Here is a 24051-nt window from a genome sequence, read left to right as displayed (position 1 = left end):
CCACACTGAACGGCGTTTTTTACGGCTGTACCAGCAGCTTGCGTTTCTCTTCCGGCAGCGTATTCACCGCCTGTTGGTACGAAGCATCCACCAGATAATAAATTTGTGAATCCGGCAGCGAGCCGTCGAGGTAGACGGTGCTCCAGTGTGCCTTATTGAGATGTCGGCTCGGACGCACATCACTGTGCTGCTGGCGTAACAATTCCGCCAGTTCGGGGCTGGTTTTCAGAGATACCGCCGGGCGACCTTCCACCTCTTTCACCATGGCAAAGAGCACATCTTCAACTTTGATTTGTGTGGCTTTCCAGTCACTGTGCACACTCTGCTCCGCGCCGATTTTCGCCATGCAGTATTGCAGTAACTCCGAATTGGTCATCGTTAATCCCCTCGCAAGCGTAATACTCCACTGAAATGTCATCTATTCAGTGTGCAGCAAGACAGCAAAAGGTAAAAGCTGGCAGATCAATTTTGTTTAAAAAAACAGCAGACGCTCAGCCGCCGGTTAATACTCCGAATTTACGATCACCTCTTCACCATACGCACCAGCCTGCGGCAACGGCCTGTAGGTCGAGTTTGAGGCGCGCAGAATACGGATCCCACGGATGCCCGCATCACGCGCGGCGGTAATGTCGTTATCCGAGTCGCCATAGAACATGCGGATATTTTTATCCTGCAGCCACTGCGTTTTGGTGTTCTGACCCGGCTTGTCTCCGGCAAAAATCACCGGATTCATATTTGCCGCCGGAATGTGGAAATTATCTGCCAGCGTTTTCGATACGGTCTCGGTTTTGGTCGGCGAACGACCGGTGATAAAAAAGATGCTGTCGCCACGACGGACGTGCATGTCGATCAACTGACGCGCGACCTCTTTTGGAATACTGAACTCATCCCAGCCGTTGTTCATTTTCTCCCAGAATGCCGGGTTCTTCAGATACGCCTCGCTGTCCGGGGACCAGGTTTTCTTTCCACGCCAGAAACCAGGACTGGAAAACAGCACAGTATCATCAATATCAAAACCGACGGCCATTGGCGGACGACCGGTCAGCGTGTTTTCGATCTGCGCCACGGAAACCCAGTGAACAGGAGCTTGTTCCGCGAGTTTCGCAACGTTAGTACCGGGATTTAATGGGGAAGGTGAAGAAGCCAGCGCGCTGGCAGGATGGTTCAACGTGAAAAGTAAGCAGATGGCGCTCAACGCCAGTGTGATCTTTCGCATATTTTTCCCTTTGAAGTCATTTAGTTATGATTTTATTAGTACGACTATTCGACAAACTCTCTGACCATAACCCCAGCGGCAGATGAAAGGAAGGATTTTCTGCGGTTTAACCCTGGAAAAAGAGGAGGATCACATATAGAAGGAAAAAGGCCGGTTCAACCGGCCTGAGAGGAATTACATGACCGCAGCAAAGGCCTTCGCTACACGCTGCACATTCGCCACGTTCAGACCGGCCACGCACATACGCCCGCTGGCGATCAGATAGACGCCAAACTCGTCGCGCAGGCGATCGACCTGAGCCGCGCTTAGCCCGGTGTAGCTGAACATGCCGCGCTGTTGCAGCAAATAGTCGAAATTACGGCCCGGAATGGTGGCGGTTAGCACGTTCACCAGCTCCTGACGCATGGCCAGAATACGGGTTCGCATTGCCTCCACTTCCGCCAGCCAACTGGCTTTCAGCGCGTCATCGCCGAGCACCGTCGCGACCACCTGCGCCCCAAAGTTCGGCGGGCTGGAGTAATTACGACGTACGGTCGCCTTCAGTTGCCCCAGTACGCGGCCTGCGGTGGAGGCATCTTCACAGACGACAGAAAGCCCACCGACACGCTCGCCGTACAGAGAGAAGATTTTCGAGAATGAGTTGCTGACCAGGGCAGGCAGTCCGGCGCTGGCAATCGCGCGAATAGCATAAGCATCATCATCCATACCAGCGCCAAAGCCCTGATAAGCAATGTCGAGGAACGGGATCAGATCGCCCGCTTTCAGGATCTCAATCACCGCATCCCATTGCGCGTGCGTTAAATCCGCACCCGTCGGGTTATGGCAGCAAGGATGCAACAGGACGATACTGCGCGCAGGCAGCGTTTTCAGTGTCGCCAGCAGATCGTTGAAACGCACGCCGTTGGTGGCATTGTCGTACCAGGGATAGGTGCTGACGGTAAATCCAGCCCCTTCAAAAATCGCGATATGGTTTTCCCACGTCGGATCGCTGACCCACACGCCGGAATCCGGGAAATAGCGCTTGAGGAAATCGGCCCCCACTTTCAGCGCGCCAGAACCGCCCAATGTCTGGATCGTCGCCACACGCTGCTGCTGGAGAACCGGATGATCAGCCCCAAACAGCAATGGCGCGATAGTATGACGATAGGTATTCAACCCTTCCATCGGCAGATACAGCGAAGCGCCGTGCGGCTGCGCGTTAAGACGCGCTTCGGCTTCCGCCACCGCTTTCAACTGCGGGATAATCCCGTCTTCGTTGTAATACAGACCGATACTCAGATTCACTTTGTCACTACGCGGATCTTCTTTGAACCGCTCCATGAGCGACAGAATCGGGTCGCCAGCGTAGGCGTCAACTTTTTGAAACACGCGATGGTTCTCCAGGTTTACAGGCAGGGGTTATGACACAATAAACCGGATGGAGAGGAAGATCGAGCGCCTGGTGGGAATATTGCCGGATAAGGCGTTTACACCGCCATCCGGCACTCCACAAGCCCGCTTAATCGATATACTTCATTGCCACCCGTGAAGTCAGGCGGGTAATCAGCTCGTAAGCACTGACTTTAGTCATCGCCGCAATGCGTTCCACCGGGAGTCCCTCTCCCCATAAAATCACCGGATCACCGGCCAGGTCTGTCGCCTGCGGCCCGAGATCAACGCAAATCATATCCATCGCTACGCGACCCACAATCGGTACTTCGCGACCGTTCACCAACACCGGCGTACCGGATGGCGCAGCGCGCGGATAACCATCGCCATAGCCCATCGCCACGACGCCAAGACGTGTATCACGTTCGCTGATCCACGTTCCGCCATAGCCTACCGGCTCGCCCGCTTTATGCTCGCGCACGGCAATCAGGCTGGAAGTCAGCGACATGACCGGCTGGCAGCCAAAATCGGCCCCTGTGGACTGGTTTTCCAGCGGCGACACGCCGTAGAGAATAATGCCAGGACGAACCCAGTCAAAATGCGACTGCGGCCAGAGTAAAATCCCGCCGGAGGCGGCAATCGAGCGTTGACCCGCTTTGCCTTCACAAAAGGAATTGAACACATCAAGCTGCCGTTCGGTCGCTCCACATTCCGGCTCGTCCGCACGGGCAAAATGGCTGACGATATTAACTGGTTGGCGCACGTTTTTACATTGCGTCAGGCGCTGCCAGAAGGCGTCCGCTTCTTCAGGAAGCACGCCCAGACGATGCATGCCGGTGTCGAGTTTCATCCACACGGTCACCGGTTCATCCAGTTCGGCGGCTTCCAGCGCGGCCAGTTGTTCCTGGTTATGGACCGCCGTATGCAGGTGTTGTGCGGAAATGGTGGGCAGATCGGATGCCTCAAAAAAGCCTTCCAGCAGCAGGATGGGTTGCGTGATCCCCCCTGCTCGCAGACGTAAAGCTTCTTCGAGACGCGCCACACCAAAAGCGTCAGCATCGGGGAGCGTTCGCGCGGTCTCTAACAGACCGTGTCCGTAAGCGTTCGCTTTCACGACCGCAACCAGCTTGCTGGCAGGCGCCAGTTCACGCAGACGTTGCAGGTTGTGTCGCAGAGCGCGGCGGTTAATAACTACAGTTGCCGCTTGCATTGTCATTCCTTGCCTTAATAAAGAAATAATCTTCTCAATCATTTGCGTCACAGCAAGACGGTCAACGCCGCTGCGGCACAAAAGATGACGAGGATTTACTCGTCGTCGTACTGCGGTCCCGCATAATTATCGAAGCGCGACCATTGTCCGTTAAAGGTCAGTCGCACCGTCCCGATGGGGCCGTTACGCTGCTTACCAATGATGATTTCCGCAATCCCTTTCAGGTCGCTGTTCTCGTGATAAACCTCGTCACGGTAGATAAACATGATTAAGTCGGCATCCTGTTCAATGGAGCCGGATTCACGCAGGTCGGAGTTGACCGGGCGCTTATCAGCACGTTGTTCCAGCGAGCGGTTAAGCTGCGACAGCGCCACGACCGGCACATGCAGTTCTTTTGCCAGCGCTTTCAGCGAGCGGGAAATTTCAGCAATCTCCAGCGTACGGTTGTCGGACAGCGACGGCACGCGCATCAATTGCAGGTAGTCGATCATAATCAGCCCGATACCGCCATGTTCGCGAGCGATACGCCGCGCGCGGGAGCGCACTTCCGTTGGCGTCAGACCGGAGGAGTCATCAATATAGATGTTACGTTTTTCCAGCAGAATGCCCATCGTGCCGGAAATGCGCGCCCAGTCCTCATCGTCCAGTTGGCCGGTACGAATACGGGTCTGATCCACGCGGGATAGCGAGGCCAGAGAACGCATCATAATCTGTTCAGAGGGCATCTCAAGACTGAAGATAAGAACCGGTTTATCCTGCAACATCGCCGCATTTTCGACGAGGTTCATCGCAAATGTGGTTTTACCCATTGACGGACGCGCCGCGACGATTATCAGATCCGAGGGCTGCAGGCCTGCGGTCTTTTTGTTGAGATCGTCATAGCCGGTGTTAACCCCCGTCACCCCGTCGTGCGGTTGCTGGAACAGTTGTTCGATACGCGCCACGGTCGCGTCGAGCACATCGGCAATGTTTTTCGGACCTTCGTCTTTATTGGCGCGGCTTTCCGCGATTTTAAAGACGCGGGACTCGGCGAGATCGAGGAGATCCTCACTGGTGCGCCCCTGCGGATCAAAACCCGCATCCGCAATTTCATGGGCGACGGCAATCATGTCGCGCACCACCGCACGTTCGCGAACAATATCCGCATAGGCGCTGATGTTCGCGGCACTTGGCGTATTTTTGGAGAGTTCAGCCAGATACGCAAAGCCGCCGACGCTGTCCAGTTGCCCTTGTCGCTCCAGCGATTCCGCGAGCGTAATCAGGTCTATCGGGCTGCCGGTTTCCTGCAACCGCCCCATTTCTGTGAAGATGTGACGATGTGGACGGGTATAAAAATCTTCCGCTACCACGCGCTCGGCGACATCGTCCCAGCGCTCGTTATCCAGCATTAAACCGCCCAACACCGACTGTTCCGCTTCAATCGAGTGCGGCGGTACTTTCAGTCCGGCAACCTGTGGGTCGCGATCACGGACATCAGTCTGTTGTTTGTTGAAGGGTTTATTTCCTGCCATAGTGAATGGAGTTACCGAGATAAAAGTGAGTTGACGCTAATCTTCCGATGATACTGGAGAAATCATGGCAACACGAATTGAATTTCACAAGCATGGTGGCCCTGACGTGCTTCAGGCCGTGGACTTTACCCCCGCCGATCCGGCGGCGAACGAAATCCAGGTCGAAAACAAAGCGATCGGCATTAACTTTATTGATACCTATATCCGCAGTGGGCTCTATCCGCCCCCCGCGCTGCCCAGCGGTTTAGGGACCGAAGCAGCGGGCGTCGTCAGCAAAGTCGGCAGCGACGTCCGTCATATTAAAGCAGGCGATCGCGTGGTGTATGCGCAGTCCGCACTCGGCGCCTACAGTTCGGTCCACAACGTACCGGCCGATAAAGCCGCTATCCTGCCTGACGCCATCTCTTACGAGCAGGCTGCCGCTTCTTTCCTGAAGGGACTAACCGTTTTTTATCTGCTGCGCAAAACTTACGAAATCAAGCCCGACGAACCGTTCCTGTTCCATGCGGCCGCTGGCGGCGTAGGGCTGATTGCCTGTCAGTGGGCGAAAGCGCTGGGCGCGAAACTGATTGGCACCGTCGGCAGCGCGCAAAAGGCGCAGCGAGCGCTGGATGCCGGCGCATGGCAGGTGATTAACTATCGCGAAGAGAACATTGTCGAACGGGTTAAAGAGATAACCGGCGGCAAAAAAGTCCGCGTGGTGTATGACTCGGTCGGTAAGGATACCTGGGAAGCCTCACTGGACTGTCTGCAGCGTCGGGGGCTGATGGTCAGTTTTGGCAACGCGTCAGGCCCGGTGACCGGCGTGAACCTGGGGATTCTGAATCAGAAAGGTTCGCTATACGCCACGCGCCCTTCTCTTCAGGGCTACATCACCAACGCGGAAGAGTTAACCGAAGCCAGCAACGAACTGTTTTCGCTGATCGCCAGCGGCGTGATCAAAGTGGATGTGCCAGACAGTCAGAAATATCCGCTGAAAGAGGCACGGCGCGCGCATGAAGTGCTGGAGAGTCGGGCAACGCAGGGTTCGAGTTTGCTGATCCCTTGATTCCCTTGCTCCTGAAAGAAATTGGGCTTCCCATTGGGAAGCCCTTTCTTTTTTAGTTCGGCTGTATGTAGGGTACAGCTCGATGAATCTGTTAGTCGCGCAATACTGACAGATTTGGTAGTCAATTCCTATTTGGTTCTGACGCCAAAGTTACAGGTTGTGACGCATCCCTCACATCTTTAGTAACGCCAACGGTTATTGCGCTGATATTGTGGGATTTTTGGCGACTTAATCGCTTTAATCACCCACACCACCGCAACAGCCAACAGCAGCCACGGCAAGAGTTTGATCATCAGTGCAAACATGCCGCCAAGGAACATCACGAACGCGGCAACAACCAGCGCGGCCAGAATGCCCAATAGCGAGACGCCGGTGACCATCAGCATGATAAAGAAGCCAAGCACAAAAAGTAGTTCCAGCATGATGCTCTCCCATAATGAATTCCTGCCCAGACCATTACAAAAATCATGCCAAACTTAATTTCTTGATTTTTCAACAAAACGCCCCGCAAAACTTTGCAGGGCGTGGTGAAATTGACTACTTTTTAGTGAAAATCTAACGCTTATCGGCCACCAGCTTCAGCGCATGCTCCAGCACATTAACATCGGCACCGGCTTTATGGGCGTTTTCGCTCAGGTAGCGACGCCACTGGCGCGCCCCCGGGATCCCCTGAAACAGCCCCAGCATGTGGCGCGTAATATGACCAAGATACGTGCCCTGGCTCAGTTCACGTTCGATATAAGGATACATGGCCCGCACCACCGTAACCGGATCGGCATCAGCAGTTGAGGAGCCAAATATTTCGCGATCGACAGCGGCCAGAATGCCAGGGTTCTGATAGGCTTCGCGCCCGACCATCACGCCGTCCATATGTTCAAGATGCGCCTTCGCCTGTTCCAGCGAAGTAATGCCGCCATTAATGGACATCGTCAGCTGCGGGAAATCGCGTTTCAGTTGATATACACGCGGATAATCCAGCGGCGGGATTTCACGGTTTTCCTTCGGACTTAACCCGGAGAGCCAGGCCTTACGGGCGTGGATGATGAACATCTCGCACTCACCGCGGCCAGACACCGTATTGATAAAATCGCAAAGAAATTCATAGCTATCCTGATCGTCAATACCAATGCGGGTTTTGACGGTCACCGGAATCGACACCACGTCACGCATCGCCTTCACGCAGTCTGCCACCAATTGCGCATTGCCCATCAGACAGGCGCCAAACATGCCATTTTGTACACGATCGGACGGACAGCCGACGTTGAGGTTGATCTCGTCGTAGCCGCGCGCTTCAGCCAGCTTCGCGCAGTGCGCCAACGCTGCCGGATCGCTGCCGCCTAGCTGCAGAGCGACCGGATGCTCTTCTTCGCTGTATGCCAGATAATCGCCTTTGCCATGAATAATCGCCCCCGTCGTCACCATCTCGGTATAGAGCAGCGTCTGGCGAGACAATAAGCGCAGGAAGTAGCGGCAGTGTCTGTCCGTCCAGTCGAGCATAGGCGCGATGGAAAAACGGTGAGCGGGAAAGGCAGATTGTGATTCTGGTGACATGGTGGTTTTTTGAGCATCCTGTAAATTGGGGGCGCTACTATAGCACAGGCAAAACCGGAGACGTAATGTCTCCGGTTATCCCCATCAGAACGTCACGCTGACCTGCGCGCCTGCGCCCCAGGTTTCGTCCTCGCCATACAGTCCCATCAAATCAAGATGGACACGATTGAACGGGGCAAACCCGACGCCGCCGGTAAAGACGTTGCTGTCGTTATCTTTCACGTCAGCACGATAACCGGCACGCACGGCCAGCCAGTCGAGCGGCCGGACTTCAGCACCAACACCGACATACTGTGAGTTTTCCTCGCTTTTGAAACCTTTGGTTTCGGTCAAATCACCGTCTGCACTCAGCGTCAGCAGCTCGTTTTGCCACGCCACACCGGCGGTGACCAGCGGGCGAATCTGGTACGTGTCTTTGTAGTTTCGCGTTTCACCCGTCATGCCGTGGGTGATAGTGATCGATTTGGTATCCAGATCGCGTGAAATGAGGTTCTGCCCGCTGATCCCCACCGTCCAGTGTTCACCAAAGTCCGCCGCAATCCCGGCGTCGACGTTAAAACCAGTATCATCATTACGATAACGACTACTGTTCCAGTCGCTGCTGTCGTAGTTATAGATAGAGGTGGTGTAATTGTAGAGCCAGGTTTTTTGCAGTTTTGGCGTAACGCCAATCGACACCGGCACATCGCCGAACGCAAACTGTCGGGCAACGGCGATACCATAATCTGAAACAATTGCCGCGCGTCCCGATGCCGTCGAGTTGAGGTGTTTGGTTATCTCATCTGAGCCTTCAATCGCCGCCTTCCCGGCTTCAACGAGCGCATAGGTATCGCTGCCCTCAATCCGGCGCAGATAGTCAATATCACCCTGATCAATGGATGAACTGACCCGTCCATGCGCGTAACCTTTCGCCACGAAAGCCAGGGAAAGCGTCTCATTGGGAATGCTCACCGCCAGTCCCGCCCCTGCATTGGCGCGTGCCGTTTTCCCTTTCAGGTATTCGAGTTCATCGGCAAGATCGCGTGCCGCGCCCTGAAACTGATTCAACACGCCGCGCGGGTTGAGCAAAACTTCCTGCGGCGTCAGATTATCAACCACCTCATCGTAGTAATCGATTTTGTCGCTGATCTCATCAATTTCATCCTGAAGATTATCTTTGTCGGTGATTTGTGCACCGACCGCCGGAAGAATCACGGTAACGCTGTCTTTAGGCTTCGCTTTCGCCAGCAACGCCGGGTTAATGAGAACCCCGCTACCATAATTTGCCGACGCCACGCCCGTTCCGCCCATCGCGTCGTTACGCGCTTCCGCCCAGGTATTCGCCGCGTTCGCCTGTTGGGAAACCAGGAACGAGACCGCAATTGCCACCACCGAAAAATTAAAATTTTTATTCACAGTAAACCTATTTTATTTGCAGGTGAAATAATGCCTCAGCCAGTATCAACGCGGCTGAGTAGGACTATTGCTGTGATAAAATGGGTGAAGATGACGCTATTCGCTCCATGCAGAACTTGCTGGAACGTTTTTATTATGTGACAGACATCAATATGTATAGAAGAGAATGCGAAACAGGGAAAGATTAGCAGGCGATTTATCGTGCCGGCCTGGATCTCGGCGTTTCTCCCATAACATGATAAAGTGAGGGTTTTCTTACTCCACGCGATCCGAGGTGCCCGATGGAAAAGACCACAACGCAAGAGTTGCTGGCGCAAGCTGAAAAACTGTGCGCGCAACGCAATGTGCGCCTGACCCCACAGCGCCTTGAGGTGTTGCGTCTGATGAGCCTTCAGGAAGGCGCAATTAGCGCTTACGATCTGCTCGACCTGCTGCGAGAATCAGAACCGCAGGCCAAGCCGCCAACGGTCTATCGCGCACTTGATTTTCTGCTTGAACAAGGGTTTGTGCATAAGGTTGAATCCACCAACAGCTATGTGCTGTGTTACCTGTTCGATCAGCCAACTCATACTTCCGCGATGTTTATCTGCGACCGCTGTGGTGCGGTGAAAGAAGAGTGTGCGGAGGGCGTGGAAGACATTATGCATACGCTGGCGGCGAAGATGGGGTTTGCCCTGCGCCACAATGTGATTGAAGCACACGGATTATGCTCAGCCTGCGTGGAAGTGGAAGCCTGCCGCCACCCTGGCGAGTGTCAGCACGATCATTCGATTCAGGTTAAAAAGAAACCCCGTTAAGGAAGTGGGCGGCATGCTATGCCGCCCGAAGCAAACAGAGGGGCTTACATCCTTGTACTCACGGGTATAAGGGTGGCTTACCAGCGATAGTCGTTGCGTTTTTCCCAGCTATCGACCTCTTTCTCCGCCTGGTCTTTCTCGTAACCATAACGTTCCTGAATCTTACCGACCAGTTGATCACGCTTACCTTCAATGACTGTCATATCGTCATCGGTCAGTTTGCCCCACTGCTCTTTCACTTTACCTTTAAATTGTTTCCAGTTACCGCCGGCTTCGTCTTTATTCATCATAAAGTCCTCTTTATTAGGCTGTGAATAGTGAGAGTAAACCGCCCAACTGCGTTCGTTTTCTGCTGGACGTGAGATTAAGTGTAGTCAGAGATTCTGGGTTCAATTCACTATTCAGAATCTTTAACCATCACGAAGCCGAAAACCAGGTCCCATTCCGCCAGTGGCGCCGCCAGATCCAGGCTAATGACAGTCCGCGCAGCGTCAGGAAAACCGCCAGCGCCAGCCACAAACCGTGATTCCCCAATACGGGGAGCGCCAGCAGGGTCAGCGCAAACCCGGCAGCCGCGACCGCCATACTGTTACGCATTTCAGCCGCCCGCGTTGCACCGATAAACATACCATCCAGCAGATAGCACCAGACGCCGACCAACGGCAAAATCACTTGCCAGAGCAGATAGCGATCGGCCAGTTGCTGGATTTGCGGAAGTGATGTCAGCAGCGCGACGATCTGTTCGCCCGCGAGCAGATAAACCACTGAGAACAGCAGTGCGACAATACCTGACTGACGGCACGCCGCGCGCCAGACCTCCAGCAACTGACTGCCATCGCGGGCGCCATAGGCCTGACCGGAATGCGCCTCCACGGCGTAGGCAAAGCCATCCAGCGCATAGGCCGTAAACGTCAGCAACGTCATCAACACGGCGTTAACGGCGATGATATCGCTACCCAGTCTGGCCCCCAGCACGGTAATGGCACCAAAACAGAGTTGCAGCAGCAGCGAACGCAGCATGATGTCACGATTGAGCGCCAGAAGGCGACGAAAGTTGCCGCGCCAGGCCTGCCTGAGCATGACGAGAGAGATGCCCCGCAAGTGCAAGACCTTACGCACCATCAACAAACCGATCAGCAACGTCGCATATTCCGCAATCACCGTCGCCAGTGCGGCCCCCTGCACGTTCATATGCAGCCCCATTACCAGCCAGAGGTCGAGCACAATGTTCAGGATATTGCCGACAATCAGCAGGATCACCGGCGCACGCGCGTATTGCACGCCCAGTAACCAACCGAGCAGAACCAGATTCGCCAGTGACGCCGGCGCGCTCAGCCAGCGAATGGCCAGGAATCGCCTCGCCTGTTCCAGCACCGCTTCGCTGCCGCCGACAATGTGTAGCGCCAGGTCGATAATCGGCGTGCGGAAGATAGCAATCAATGTCCCTGCGCCCAAAGCCAGGATCAGCGGTTGCACCAGAGCCCTAGCCAGCGCCTGAGGATTCTTCGCGCCGAATGCCTGCGCCGTCAGCCCGGTGGTGCTCATCCGTAAGAAGAGCAGTAGCATGAACAGAAAGCTGGTTGCGGTTGCGCCTACTGCCACACCGCCGAGATAGACGGGGCTGTCCAGGTGACCAATGACCGCCGTATCCACCAGTCCCAGCAGCGGAACGGTGATATTGGAGAAAATCATCGGTAAGGCGAGGCGCCAGAGTGCTTTGTCAGCAGAAACAAAAAAAGGCATGGAGACGAGCCTGAGAAGAGGTCATAACGAGAGTGGTGAGAGTGCCGGATAACGACGTAAACGCCTTATCCGGCCTACAGGAGTACTACAGCCATTCACCATTACGGATGACGCCAACGGCCAGTCCTTCGATGGTAAAATTCTGTTCGCGAAGGTCAACCAGGATTGGTTTAAATTCGCTGTTTTCGGGCAGCAGTTCAACTTTATTGCCCTGTTTTTTCAGGCGCTTGACCGTCACTTCATCGTCGATACGCGCTACAACCACCTGACCGTTACGCACGTCCTGGGTTTTGTGTACCGCCAGCAGATCGCCATCCATAATGCCGATGTCTTTCATCGACATTCCGCTGACGCGCAGCAGGAAATCGGCGTTCGGCTTAAACAAAGACGGATCGACCTGATAATGACCTTCAATGTGCTGCTGCGCCAGCAGCGGCTCGCCCGCCGCAACGCGACCGATGAGCGGTAACCCTTCCTCTTCTTCCTGCAGCAGTCGAATGCCGCGAGAAGCACCGGAGACGATTTCAATCGCCCCTTTACGTGCCAGCGCCTTCAGATGTTCTTCAGCCGCGTTTGGGGAACGGAACCCCAAACGCTGTGCGATCTCCGCACGCGTCGGTGGCATACCTGTCTGGCTGATGTGATCCCGAATGAGATCAAACACCTCTTGTTGCCTGGCCGTTAACGCTTTCATTCCGCCCCCTGGGTGTATATACAGTTATGCTGTGAGTATATACAGCTAAAGGTGATTTTGGAACCACAAACTACACATTCGACAGCAGATTTAGCCGGTTATGGAATCAGGGTCGAAAAACGTTAGCGAAAATGTGGCCACAACAGGAGTCCCCAGGTGATCAGCGCCACAATGATAGAAAGCAGCACCGCCGCCGACCCCATATCTTTTGCGCGACCAGAAAGTTCGTGATAATCAGAGCCGATACGGTCCACTACCGCCTCAATGGCGCTGTTCAGGATTTCAACAATCATGACCAGCATGACAGAGCCTATCAGCAGAACGCGCGTAATGGCATCCACGTCCAGCCAGCAGGCGATAGCCACGGCCAGCAGCGCCGCCACGCTTTCCTGACGGAACGCGGCCTCGTTAATCCACGCGGCGCGAAAACCTTTCCAGGAATAGCCTGCAGCTTTGATAATTCGGGTGAATCCAGTGGTATTATTAGCCATTAAAAGAACCTTTTTGCATTATTGGCGTCAATGACATTGTCTTGTTAACTCATGTAATTCGAGTTAGGGCAACGCGGCGCGAAGTATGACGGGATAGACCAGAAATTCACATGACTTTCTGATATCCTTGCAACGCAATTGCATTATTAACCAGAGGCTTTACATCGTTTATGTCCGGCTGGCCACGAATTTACTACAAAATCCTGAATTTACCATTAAGTGTACTGGTAAAAAGCAAGTCTATTCCGGCAGATCCTGCCCCGGAATTGGGACTCGATACCTCTCGCCCAATTATGTACGTTTTACCGTACAACTCCAAAGCGGACTTGCTGACGCTGCGCGCGCAATGTCTGGCGCACGATCTCCCCGACCCGTTAGAACCGCTGGAGATCGATGGCACACAGTTGCCGCGCTATGTGTTCATTCACGGCGGACCGCGTGTCTTCACCTATTACACGCCGAAAGAAGAATCCATCAAGCTGTTCCATAACTATCTCGACCTGCATCGCAGCAATCCGGATCTGGATGTCCAAATGGTGCCGGTGTCGGTGATGTTTGGACGTTCTCCGGGTCGTGAAAAGGGCGAGGTTAACCCGCCGCTGCGCATGCTTAACGGCATTCAGAAATTCTTTGCCGTCTCCTGGCTTGGCCGCGACAGCTTTGTCCGCTTCTCGCCTTCCGTCTCTCTGCGCCGAATGGCCGATGAGCACGGCACGGATAAAACCATTGCGCAGAAACTGGCTCGCGTGGCGCGTATGCACTTCGCCCGTCAGCGCCTTGCCGCGGTGGGGCCGCGTCTACCTGCGCGTCAGGATCTCTTCAACAAGCTGCTGGCCTCCAAAGCGATTGCCCGCGCGGTAGAAGACGAAGCGCGCAGCAAGAAAATCTCCCATGAAAAGGCGCAGCAAAACGCCATTGCGCTGATGGAAGAGATCGCCGCCAACTTCTCTTACGAGATGATTCGCCTGACCGACCGTATTCTGGGCTTCACCTGGAACCGGCTGTATCAGGGGATTAACGTTCACAACGCAGAACGCGTTCGCCAACTGGCGCACGACGGGCACGAAATTGTTTATGTTCCCTGCCACCGCAGCCACATGGACTACCTGCTGCTCTCCTACGTGCTCTATCACCAGGGGCTGGTGCCGCCGCACATCGCTGCAGGTATCAACCTGAACTTCTGGCCGGCAGGCCCGATCTTCCGCCGCCTGGGCGCGTTCTTTATTCGTCGTACCTTTAAGGGCAATAAGCTCTATTCCACGGTTTTCCGTGAGTATCTGGGCGAACTGTTCAGCCGCGGCTACTCGGTTGAATACTTTGTCGAAGGTGGTCGTTCCCGTACCGGCCGTTTGCTGGACCCAAAAACCGGCACGCTGTCGATGACCATCCAGGCGATGCTGCGCGGCGGCACCCGTCCGATCACTCTGGTGCCGATTTACATCGGTTACGAGCACGTGATGGAAGTAGGAACCTATGCCAAAGAGCTGCGCGGCGCGACCAAAGAGAAAGAGAGCCTGCCGCAGATGCTGCGTGGCCTGAGCAAGCTGCGTAATCTCGGTCAGGGCTACGTCAACTTTGGCGAGCCAATGCCATTGATGACCTACCTGAATCACCACGTGCCGGAGTGGCGCGAGTCTATCGATCCGATCGAAGCCGTGCGTCCAGCCTGGCTGACGCCGACGGTAAACGGGATTGCGGCGGAGCTGATGGTGCGTATTAACAATGCGGGTGCGGCGAACGCCATGAACCTGTGCTGCACCGCGCTATTAGCGTCTCGCCAGCGTTCGCTGACCCGCGAACAATTGACCGAGCAGCTCAACTGTTACCTGGATCTGATGCGCAACGTGCCGTATTCCTCTGATTCGACCGTGCCGTCTGTCAACGCCAGCGATCTTATCGATCACGCGTTGCAGATGAACAAATTCGAAGTCGAGAAGGATACCATTGGCGATATCATCATTCTGCCGCGCGAGCAGGCGGTGCTGATGACCTACTATCGCAATAACATCGCGCATATGCTGGTGCTACCGTCACTGATGGCGGCGATCGTCACCCAGCATCGTCATATTTCCCGCGAAGCGTTGCTGCAACACGTTGACGTGCTCTACCCGATGCTGAAAGCCGAGCTGTTCCTGCGCTGGGAGCGCGATGAGCTGGCAGACGTGATTGACGCGCTGACGGCTGAAATGCAGCGTCAGGGGCTGATTACCGTTCAGGATGATGAACTGCATATCAATCCGGCTCATTCCCGTACGCTGCAACTGCTGGCCGCGGGTGCGCGCGAAACGCTGCAGCGTTATGCCATCACCTTCTGGCTGCTGAGCGCTAACCCGTCGATCAACCGCGGGACGCTGGAGAAAGAAAGCCGCACCGTGGCGCAGCGTCTGTCCGTGCTGCACGGTATTAACGCGCCGGAATTCTTCGACAAGGCGGTGTTCAGCTCACTGGTGCTGACTCTGCGTGACGAGGGTTACATCAGCGATACCGGCGATGCGGAGCCGGGCGAAACGATGAAGGTGTATCAGATGTTGGCGGAACTCATCACGTCGGATGTACGCCTCACCATCGAGAGCGCGACGCAGAGCGAGTAAAGAAAAAGCCGGTCAAGATGACCGGCTTTTTTATGTTAGATTGCCGGATGGCGGCGTTCCGCCTGATCCGGCCTACATCGGCTTACGGTTTGGTAGGCCCGATAAGCGCAGCGCCACCGGGCAAGATGCTTTATAAGTGCCAGTAGCTCATTGCCAGACCGATAAACAACACCAGCCCGACGTAGTTATTGTTCATGAATGCTTTAAAGCAGGCCTCGCGTTCGCGGTTGGCAATCAGTTTCTGTTGATAAACAAACAGCGCGCCCGCGACCAGCACAGACCAGTAATAACCCAGCCCCAGACCGTTCAGCCAGCCAATCAGCGCCATCAGCGCCAGCACCGCCACCTGCAAGATACCGATAATCAGCTTGTCATGTTCGCCAAACAGAATGGCCGTCGATTTAATGCCGATTTTCAGATCGTCATCGCGGTCAACCATCGCGTACTGCGTGTCGTAGGCCACCGCCCACAAGATATTGGCCAGGAACATCAGCCAGCAGCTCAAGGGTACCGACTCACTCACCGCCGCGAAGGCCATCGGGATCGACCAGCCAAACGCCGCCCCCAGCACCACCTGCGGCAGGTGGGTGTAGCGCTTCATAAACGGATAGACCCACGCCAGCGCCAGTGCTGCAACCGACAGCAATATGGTCATGGTGTTGAGCGTTAATACCAACAGAAAAGCGAGCAGTACCAGCACCACAAACAGCGTCCGGGCCTCTTTTTCCGTCACCGCGCCGCTGGGCAGTGGGCGGTTCGCCGTGCGTTTTACGTGTCCGTCAAATTTTCGATCGGCATAGTCATTAACCACGCATCCGGCGGCACGCATCAGCCAGACCCCGGCGACAAACACCGCCAGGATCCACCCTTGAGGGACGCCAGGGGTCGCTACCCACAGAGCCCATAGCGTCGGCCAGAGCAGCAGTAAGGCGCCGATGGGCTTATCCGTACGCATCAAGCGGTGAAACGCCAGCAGCTTATTTTGCGTCAGACTCCACTCCATTTTATTTTCCTCTTAGTACAACGGCGATGCAGGTAAAAACAGTTCGGTCAGCATTAGCGGCTTACCGCTCAGTCGCAGGCGGGAACGACGTCCCCACAGCCCGGCATCACAACCAATCTCAATAAAATCTCGGGTCAACGTCGATGATGTAAACAGATAACGCCCCAGCGGGGTTTTGCCTAAGTGTTGTAAGGCCAGTTCGGGGCCGGACAGCGTGGATTCAGGCACCACGGTGCGTCCAGCCAGCCAGGGTTCATCATCGGCACAGAGCAGGATTTCACGCAGCCAGTAGCGGGATTCTTTTGGCAGTCGCGTCAGCTCTTCCACCACCTCATTTTGACCGACAAATCCCTCCCTGATCAGGGTCACAGTGACCCGTTTTCCCTGTTGTTCAAAACGTTTTGTCATGGAATCTTCCAGTAGCAGCCAGTCGAGCTGTTCTGGATCCAGGGCGGGAATCTCTTCAAAATAGCGCAGCGCACGCAGTTGCGTTAACGCGGGGTGTGACATGCCTGACTCTCCGTTTCATAACTGAAAGGCATTGTATCGCAGAAAAGCGCTTACGGAAGATGGAAACATAATTAAGTGATCTGTTACGCAACAGAAACGTAACAAGTCGCAGGAAATGCTAAAAAAAAGGTGCGCCAGTTGACGCACCAGTTGTTGCAAATCAGCAATGTGGGGAGAAATTACCCCTTGCCTTTTACACTGCTGATAAAGGTGGAACGGGCAGATGTTGATCCCAGACGTTCAGCTTCATCAAGCAGTTTCAGCGCTTTATCAACGTCACCTTTCGCGACGGCGTCTTTAATCGCTTTGTTAAAGTAGCTTTCGGTGTCGTTCAACATCGGCTCGCTTTTCTTCGCGGGCGCAGGTGCAACCACCGGCGCGGAAGCAGGTGCAGCATAGGTTGGCGCAGGTGCAGCGGTATTGCCCACCGTCACCGGACCCGGGCCGGAAGAACCAAACAATGGCCCCACCAGCACGCTGGAACTGCTGCTGGTTTTCACTTTCAGCTTCAGCAGACCGTCGGTGGTATGGCGGGCGATCGGATCCGGAATATCCGGCACCGAGTTACCCACGCCTTTGGCGTAGGCTTTCGCTGGATCGAGCAGTTTGGTGGTCTGCTGGAGATCTTTCTCGGTCGTAAAGACCAGAACATAAAGCTTCTGCTGGCCCAGCGCTGGCGTCAGGCGCATCACCCCTTCCAGACGATCCGCGCTCATCACGCCCGGTTCCTGGTAGGTGAAATAGCTGCTGGGGAAGAACGCAGAAGGCGTCATGTTCTGATCGAGAATCAGGACGTTGGGCGCGAAGACGCTGGTTTGTTTGTTCACTTCGCTGGTGAGCGTTATGTTTAGCTCCCCGATGTTCGCCGGTACGCTGTAAGCGGCAACCGGACCGGAGATGCCCGCGACATCAAGACGCTGACCGCCGGTCGAAAGCTGTGTAGTTTGCGTGTTGGACTGGTCAACCGGCGTCCAGGTTAACTGCTGGAGTGCCGCCGTCGGAATCGTCGGTGCGGCGCTGGTATTCTGTGGAACGTAATTCACGTCAGCCAGGCTGATGCCCGGCGCACTGGCAACTAACCCTGCGGATAAACAAAGGGCGACGAGACTTTTCTTCATTTTCATTGTTATCACCTCAGAAAGCGTGGGTTCAGCGGTGGCCAGGCAATAGCGCGCTAAACCGCGAGAAACAGAGGGGCTTACGCCCCTCGCTACGTCAGGTTAGTGCCGGATTACCACCAGATTTCCATCTGAGCACCGAAGGACCACTCATCGTTGTCGCCACGGCTGTAGGTGCGCGCGCTGGTATCGCTGTAGGCGATGCCGTTGTCGTAACCCCATTTCTCATCCCACTTCGCGTAGGTCGCGAAGACACGAATAGCCGGGCGGGACCAGATGCTGTCGCCAGCCTGCCACTGTTGCGCCAGGGTAATTTTGTACTGGTTGTTGGTGTCGTCGGTACGCTGAGACTTCACGTTGTCGTAGCCGATTTCCATCAGGGTGCTCATGATCGGTGTCCATTTGAACATCGGACGCACACCGACGGTGTACCAGGTTGAACCGTTGTTATCGTCACGGTCGATATCCTGATACATACCGACGTACATCAGGTCCCAACGGTCGCCCAGAGAGATAGCACCGTGGTCGAGGATACGCACCAGACTACCGTTGTTGTTGATTTCGTTGTTAACGACGCCAATTTCCGTATCTGGGTTGTAGTTGTTACCCGTGAAGGAGCCTTGCGGGATCCCTTTACCCTGAGTCGTCATTGCGTCGGTAGCGTACTGAACGACAAACTTGTTGTAGCCTTTCAGCATGCTTTGCGTGTGTTCAGCGGTGAACATCCAGCCGTCTTTAGTGGCACCGTCGGCATAGCTGTAACCGTCAGTTTTGTTCGCACGACCGTAGTCAACACCCAGTTCCAGCACGCCGTCCGGGTTCGTTTCCAGACCGGCTAAACGCACGTCGAAAACGTCGTTCGCCGTGTCTTTGTAACGGTCATAGATATCATTGCTGCTGAAGATGTAAGAGCCGCCGGCTTCCTGAGAACGGGTGGCGGCCAGAGACAGTTTACCGAAGCCCAGATCGATATTTTCGATACCGGCGCCAGGACCTGAAATATCCCAGTAGTAGAAGTCGATCATGTGAACGTCATGACGCTGATAGAAGCGCTTACCTGCCCAGATGGTGGAGCCAGGCAGCCAGTCGATCAGGTTTTTACCCTGTACGTTCGCTTCACGGAATGCCGGGTCGGTGGCTTCCCAGTCATTCTGCTGTGCCACGGAGTAGGCAACGTTGGTGTCAAAATAGAAGCTCTTATCGCCCTCTTTCCAGACTTCCTGGCCCAGTTTAAGTTCCGCGTATGTTTCACATTCGTTGCCAAGACGGTATTTACTTTGAGCACCGGTTGCCTGGAAACATTGTTGTTCGCCGCCACTACCCGTCCAGCCGATACCGGAACGAGCATAACCATGGAAATCCACTGCCATTGCCTGAACAGACATAATGCCTGCTGCGACGGCAACCGCCAGGGGGAGTTTGCGCAGAGTAATCATCATTCTATCTCCTGAGATCATTGCTTTTCTTTGCACGCTTCACCGTAGGGTTTTGCGCTTTTTTTTAATGGGACACCTTAAACACCGGGCTCTTTATGCAACCGACGACATGCGGTGCCATCTTCACGGAACAGATGACAACGCTCTGGCGGCAGGCCAATAGCGAATGTGGCGCCCTCTTCTACCAACACCACGTCGTTCTGGCGGTACACCAGGTTTTGACGAATGGCGGGGATCTGAATATGAATCTGTGTTTCGTGACCAAGCTGTTCGACGACCTGAACCTCGCCTTCCAGCGTGACATCGGCGATATCACTGGGCAGCAGATGCTCCGGACGAATACCTAACGACATATTTACGCCGACCTGCACATCACGGCTGTCGACCGGTAGCCAGACGTGCTGACGGTTCGGCAGTTCCACTTGCACCTGGTCGATGGCGGTTGCAGTGACTTTCACCGGCAGGAAGTTCATCTTCGGTGAACCAATAAAACCCGCGACGAAGCGGTCTGCCGGGTAGTGATACAGTTCCAGCGGCTTGCCAATCTGCGCGACGCGACCGGCATCCAGCACCACGATTTTGTCGGCCAGCGTCATCGCTTCGACCTGATCGTGGGTGACGTAGATCATCGTGCGACCCAGGCGTTTATGCAGACGGGAGATTTCGATACGCATCTGCACGCGCAGCGCGGCATCAAGGTTGGAGAGGGGTTCATCGAGCAGGAACACACGCGGTTCCGCCACCAGCGTTCGGCCAATCGCCACGCGCTGGCGCTGTCCCCCTGAAAGGGCTTTCGGTTTACGCTCCAGCAGATGCGCCAGTTGCAGCACTTCGGCAACCTGGTTAACGCGCTGATTCATTACCTCTTTTTTCGCGCCCGCCAGTTTCAGGCCAAACGACATATTTTCGGCAACGGATAAATGGGGGTAGAGCGCGTAGGACTGGAAGACCATACCGACGCCACGCTCTGCAGGTGGGATATCGTTCATGCGGGTTTCCCCAATGTAGAGGTCTCCGCTGGTAATCGTTTCAAGTCCGGCAATCATACGGAGCAGGGTCGATTTGCCGCAGCCTGACGGTCCAACAAACACCACGAATTCCCCTTCGTGAATGTCGAGATTGATATCTTTCGATACCACCACATCACCCCAGGCTTTCGTTACATTTCGCAGCTGTACGCTCGCCATGCCTTCTCCCTTCGTTACAACCTGTCATTGACAGCAACATTCATGATGGCCCGACTATGCGGGATTCACTGCGAGCGTGAATCCTCCACCCCCCAGCTTTTTTATGGGGGAGGAGTCGGGAGGATGAGGGAAGGAAGTCTGAGACCCTGGCCGGGGGACATCGCGTAATTTCGTGATGTCCCCCGCAAAAATGAGTCTGTTTTTATGTGCGCCAGTACGCATTACTCATATTTCTGCAACACAGATCACATAAAGAGCGGGTGGGGCGTAGGGGTAAGGAGGATGGAAAGAGGATGTCAAATAAGGAGACTGAGTCACGTTGAACCACTGAAGTCTTACCACGAGCACATCACCAAAAGGATGGCAGATATGAAGATCAAGACTGGCGCACGCGTTTTCGCATTGTCCGCCCTCGCAGCAATGATGATTTCCGCACCGGCTCTGGCCAAAATTGAAGAAGGTAAACTGGTTATCTGGATTAACGGCGACAAAGGCTATAACGGCCTGGCCGAAGTGGGTAAAAAATTCGAGAAAGACACCGGTATCAAAGTGACCATCGAGCACCCGGACAAGCTGGAAGAGAAATTCCCGCAGGTCGCGGCAACCGGTGACGGTCCGGACATCATTTTCTGGGCGCACGATCGTTTTGGCGGTTACGCACAGTCTGGCCTGCTGGCTGAAATCACGCCGGATAAAGCGTTCCAGGACAAACTCTATCCGTTCACCTGGGATGCCGTGCGTTACAACGGCAAACTGATCGCCTATCCGATCGCGGTTGAAGCGCTGTCGCTGATTTACAACAAAGACCTGGTGGCAAACCCGCCGAAGACCTGGGAAGAAATTCCGGCACTGGATAAAGAGCTGAAGGCGAAAGGTAAGAGCGCGCTGATGTTCAACCTGCAAGAGCCGTACTTCACCTGGCCGCTGATTGCTGCCGACGGCGGTTACGCATTCAAGTTTGAAAACGGCACGTACGACGTGAAAGACGTGGGCGTCGACAGCGCAGGCGCGAAAGCGGGTCTGGGCTTCCTGGTTGACCTCATCAAGAACAAACACATGAACGCCGACACCGACTACTCCATCGCCGAAGCGGCCTTTAACAAAGGCGATACGGCGATGACCATCAACGGTCCGTGGGCATGGACGAACATCGATAAGAGCAAAGTGAACTACGGCGTCACCCTGCTGCCAACCTTCAAAGGCAAACCGTCTAAACCGTTCGTCGGCGTGCTGAGTGCCGGTATTAACGCCGCCAGCCCGAATAAAGAACTGGCAAAAGAGTTCCTGGAAAACTACCTGCTGACCGATCAGGGTCTGGAAGAAGTGAACAAGGACAAACCGCTGGGCGCCGTGGCGCTGAAATCCTATCAGGATCAATTAGCGAAAGACCCACGTATCGCCGCCACCATGGATAACGCCCAGAAAGGCGAAATCATGCCGAACATCCCGCAGATGTCTGCGTTCTGGTACGCGGTTCGTACGGCAGTCATCAACGCCGCCAGTGGTCGTCAGACCGTTGACGCAGCACTGAAAGACGCGCAGGGCCGTATCACCAAGTAATGCTGTCGATGTGCCTGATGGCGCTGCGCTTATCAGGCACATTCACGACAAGATTTCACCGTTGTAGAGGAAGATCCCCATGGATGTCATTAAAAAGAAACATTGGTGGCAAAGCGACACGCTGAAATGGTCAGTGATAGGTCTGTTGGGCCTGCTGGTGGGTTACCTTGTTGTTTTAATGTATGCACAGGGGGAGTACCTGTTCGCCATCATGACGCTGATTTTAAGCTCTGCTGGCCTGTACATTTTTGCCAACCGTAAGACCTACGCCTGGCGCTACGTTTACCCTGGCATGGCTGGTATGGGACTGTTTGTCCTGTTTCCGCTGATTTGCACCATCGCCATTGCCTTTACCAACTACAGCAGCACCAACCAGCTCACTTTCGAACGCGCCCAAGAGGTGCTGATGGACCGCTCTTATCAGGCGGGTAAATCCTTTAACTTCGGGCTGTATCCTGCCGGTGAAGAGTGGCAACTGGCCCTCACCGACGGCGAAACCGGAAAGAATTACCTCTCCGACGCCTTTAAATTTGGTGGCGAACAAAAGCTGGCGCTGAAAGAGACAGACGCCCTGCCAACCGGTGAACGTGCAACGCTGCGCATCATCACCCAGAATCGCCAGGCGCTGAATCAGATTACCGCCGTGATGCCCGATGGCAGCAAAGTGATCATGAGCTCGCTGCGCCAGTTCTCCGGTACGCAGCCGCTGTACACCCTCGCTGAGGACGGCATGTTGACCAACAACCAGAGCGGCGTGAAATACCGTCCCAATAACGACATCGGCTATTACCAGTCCATCAATGCGGACGGCAACTGGGGTGATGAAAAGCTGAGTCCAGGCTACACCGTAACCATCGGCTGGGATAACTTTACCCGCGTCTTTACGGACGAAGGGATCCAGAAGCCATTCTTCGCCATCTTCGTGTGGACGGTGGTTTTCTCAGTGCTGACCGTGATTCTGACCGTCGCTGTGGGGATGGTGCTGGCGTGTCTGGTGCAGTGGGAATCGCTGAAAGGTAAGGCCATTTACCGCGTCCTGCTGATCCTGCCGTACGCCGTGCCGTCGTTTATCTCAATTCTGATTTTCAAAGGGCTGTTCAACCAGAGCTTTGGTGAAATCAACATGATGCTGAGCGCGCTGTTTGGCATCAAACCGGCGTGGTTCAGCGATCCGACCACTGCCCGTTCGATGATTATTATCGTCAACACCTGGCTCGGTTATCCGTACATGATGATCCTGTGCATGGGCTTGCTGAAAGCGATTCCGGACGACCTGTACGAAGCCTCGGCAATGGATGGCGCAGGCCCGTTCCAGAACTTCTTTAAGATTACGCTCCCGCTGCTGATCAAGCCGCTGACGCCGCTGATGATCGCCAGCTTCGCTTTTAACTTTAACAACTTCGTGCTGATTCAACTGTTAACCAACGGCGGTCCGGATCGCCTCGGAACGACCACGCCAGCCGGGTATACCGACCTGTTAGTGAGCTATACCTATCGCATCGCCTTTGAAGGCGGCGGCGGTCAGGACTTTGGTCTGGCGGCGGCAATCGCCACGCTGATCTTCCTGCTGGTCGGCGCCCTGGCGATTGTGAACCTGAAAGCCACACGCATGAAATTTGACT

The 24051-nt window shown here is 54.9% G+C and carries 22 protein-coding genes; 5 read left to right on the top strand and 17 right to left on the bottom strand.

The genetic code is table 11. The features are described 5' to 3' along the window. Nucleotides 1-19 precede the first annotated feature (19 nt). The 5 genes from JTI98_RS06875 to dnaB all read right to left on the bottom strand — a co-directional run bounded on the left by JTI98_RS06875 (nucleotide 20) and on the right by dnaB (nucleotide 5305). The gene (locus tag JTI98_RS06875) at nucleotides 20-376 is read right to left on the bottom strand and encodes an MmcQ/YjbR family DNA-binding protein (RefSeq protein ID WP_042999043.1); all 357 of its coding nucleotides are present in this window, start codon (nucleotides 374-376) and stop codon (nucleotides 20-22) included. 126 nt (nucleotides 377-502) lie between these two features. Next, nucleotides 503-1216 (bottom strand): acid phosphatase AphA, encoded by a 714-nt coding sequence (gene aphA / locus JTI98_RS06870; protein ID WP_042999042.1) that lies wholly within the window; start codon nucleotides 1214-1216, stop codon nucleotides 503-505. A gap of 174 nt (nucleotides 1217-1390) precedes the next feature. Further along, a complete protein-coding gene (gene tyrB, locus JTI98_RS06865) occupies nucleotides 1391-2584 on the bottom strand; it encodes an aromatic amino acid transaminase (RefSeq protein ID WP_046401383.1) in 1194 nt (397 codons plus the stop codon). Nucleotides 2585-2714: 130 nt separating this feature from the next. Further along, nucleotides 2715-3794 carry an alanine racemase gene (gene alr, locus JTI98_RS06860; RefSeq protein WP_216082073.1) on the bottom strand — a complete coding sequence of 360 codons (1080 nt, stop codon included), beginning with the start codon at nucleotides 3792-3794 and terminating at the stop codon, nucleotides 2715-2717. 95 nt (nucleotides 3795-3889) lie between these two features. Then, nucleotides 3890-5305, bottom strand: a complete 1416-nt coding sequence (dnaB, locus tag JTI98_RS06855; RefSeq protein WP_042321088.1) for a replicative DNA helicase — start codon at nucleotides 5303-5305, stop codon at nucleotides 3890-3892. Between the two features lie 64 nt (nucleotides 5306-5369). On the opposite strand from dnaB, the gene JTI98_RS06850 reads away from it, so the two are divergent. After that, complete coding sequence (locus JTI98_RS06850; protein ID WP_044328615.1) at nucleotides 5370-6353, top strand: quinone oxidoreductase; 984 nt, start codon at nucleotides 5370-5372, stop codon at nucleotides 6351-6353. Between the two features lie 179 nt (nucleotides 6354-6532). Here the strand turns inward: JTI98_RS06850 and pspG are convergent, their stop codons facing one another. The 3 genes from pspG to traF form a co-directional block, all read right to left on the bottom strand. Next, nucleotides 6533-6775 carry an envelope stress response protein PspG gene (gene pspG / locus JTI98_RS06845; protein WP_044257370.1) on the bottom strand — a complete coding sequence of 81 codons (243 nt, stop codon included), beginning with the start codon at nucleotides 6773-6775 and terminating at the stop codon, nucleotides 6533-6535. 133 nt (nucleotides 6776-6908) lie between these two features. Beyond that, nucleotides 6909-7904, bottom strand: a complete 996-nt coding sequence (dusA, locus tag JTI98_RS06840; RefSeq protein ID WP_046401382.1) for a tRNA dihydrouridine(20/20a) synthase DusA — start codon at nucleotides 7902-7904, stop codon at nucleotides 6909-6911. Nucleotides 7905-7988: 84 nt separating this feature from the next. Further along, a complete protein-coding gene (gene traF / locus JTI98_RS06835) occupies nucleotides 7989-9299 on the bottom strand; it encodes a conjugal transfer protein TraF (protein WP_216082072.1) in 1311 nt (436 codons plus the stop codon). Between the two features lie 281 nt (nucleotides 9300-9580). Here traF and zur point away from each other — a divergent pair, with 281 nt between their 5' ends. Further along, complete coding sequence (gene zur, locus JTI98_RS06830; protein WP_042321076.1) at nucleotides 9581-10096, top strand: zinc uptake transcriptional repressor Zur; 516 nt, start codon at nucleotides 9581-9583, stop codon at nucleotides 10094-10096. Between the two features lie 77 nt (nucleotides 10097-10173). Here the strand turns inward: zur and JTI98_RS06825 are convergent, their stop codons facing one another. From JTI98_RS06825 to JTI98_RS06810, 4 genes are all read right to left on the bottom strand, one after another. Then, nucleotides 10174-10383 carry a CsbD family protein gene (locus tag JTI98_RS06825; protein ID WP_043001802.1) on the bottom strand — a complete coding sequence of 70 codons (210 nt, stop codon included), beginning with the start codon at nucleotides 10381-10383 and terminating at the stop codon, nucleotides 10174-10176. Nucleotides 10384-10513: 130 nt separating this feature from the next. Next, complete coding sequence (gene dinF / locus JTI98_RS06820; RefSeq protein WP_216082071.1) at nucleotides 10514-11839, bottom strand: MATE family efflux transporter DinF; 1326 nt, start codon at nucleotides 11837-11839, stop codon at nucleotides 10514-10516. An 85-nt stretch (nucleotides 11840-11924) separates the two neighbouring features. Beyond that, nucleotides 11925-12533 (bottom strand): transcriptional repressor LexA, encoded by a 609-nt coding sequence (gene lexA, locus JTI98_RS06815; RefSeq protein ID WP_042321072.1) that lies wholly within the window; start codon nucleotides 12531-12533, stop codon nucleotides 11925-11927. 122 nt (nucleotides 12534-12655) lie between these two features. After that, nucleotides 12656-13024, bottom strand: a complete 369-nt coding sequence (locus JTI98_RS06810; protein WP_042999034.1) for a diacylglycerol kinase — start codon at nucleotides 13022-13024, stop codon at nucleotides 12656-12658. Between the two features lie 170 nt (nucleotides 13025-13194). On the opposite strand from JTI98_RS06810, the gene plsB reads away from it, so the two are divergent. Next, nucleotides 13195-15615 carry a glycerol-3-phosphate 1-O-acyltransferase PlsB gene (gene plsB, locus JTI98_RS06805; RefSeq protein WP_042999033.1) on the top strand — a complete coding sequence of 807 codons (2421 nt, stop codon included), beginning with the start codon at nucleotides 13195-13197 and terminating at the stop codon, nucleotides 15613-15615. 130 nt (nucleotides 15616-15745) lie between these two features. Here plsB and ubiA read toward each other — a convergent pair whose 3' ends face one another. The 5 genes from ubiA to malK form a co-directional block, all read right to left on the bottom strand. Next, nucleotides 15746-16618 carry a 4-hydroxybenzoate octaprenyltransferase gene (ubiA, locus tag JTI98_RS06800; protein ID WP_044253361.1) on the bottom strand — a complete coding sequence of 291 codons (873 nt, stop codon included), beginning with the start codon at nucleotides 16616-16618 and terminating at the stop codon, nucleotides 15746-15748. 12 nt (nucleotides 16619-16630) lie between these two features. Next, nucleotides 16631-17128 (bottom strand): chorismate lyase, encoded by a 498-nt coding sequence (ubiC, locus tag JTI98_RS06795; RefSeq protein WP_042999031.1) that lies wholly within the window; start codon nucleotides 17126-17128, stop codon nucleotides 16631-16633. Between the two features lie 179 nt (nucleotides 17129-17307). After that, nucleotides 17308-18252: a maltose operon protein MalM gene (gene malM / locus JTI98_RS06790; protein WP_104445928.1), complete on the bottom strand. Its 945-nt coding sequence runs from the start codon at nucleotides 18250-18252 to the stop codon at nucleotides 17308-17310. Nucleotides 18253-18359: 107 nt separating this feature from the next. Beyond that, entirely contained in the window at nucleotides 18360-19685 is a 1326-nt protein-coding gene (locus JTI98_RS06785) for a maltoporin (RefSeq protein WP_042999029.1), read from the bottom strand. A 74-nt stretch (nucleotides 19686-19759) separates the two neighbouring features. Further along, nucleotides 19760-20869 carry a maltose/maltodextrin ABC transporter ATP-binding protein MalK gene (gene malK / locus JTI98_RS06780; RefSeq protein ID WP_042321056.1) on the bottom strand — a complete coding sequence of 370 codons (1110 nt, stop codon included), beginning with the start codon at nucleotides 20867-20869 and terminating at the stop codon, nucleotides 19760-19762. Nucleotides 20870-21238: 369 nt separating this feature from the next. Between malK and malE the strand changes: the two genes are divergently transcribed. Then, entirely contained in the window at nucleotides 21239-22429 is a 1191-nt protein-coding gene (malE, locus tag JTI98_RS06775; protein WP_042999028.1) for a maltose/maltodextrin ABC transporter substrate-binding protein MalE, read from the top strand. A 79-nt stretch (nucleotides 22430-22508) separates the two neighbouring features. Next, nucleotides 22509-24051: maltose ABC transporter permease MalF (malF, locus tag JTI98_RS06770; RefSeq protein WP_216082070.1), on the top strand; the 1543-nt coding region annotated here is incomplete at its 3' end.

Origin of the sequence: Citrobacter sp. MGH 55, from assembly GCF_016906145.1 — a bacterium.
GTDB classification, from domain to species: Bacteria; Pseudomonadota; Gammaproteobacteria; order Enterobacterales; family Enterobacteriaceae; genus Citrobacter_A; species Citrobacter_A amalonaticus.
This window is presented reverse-complemented; position numbering and strand designations above follow the sequence as displayed.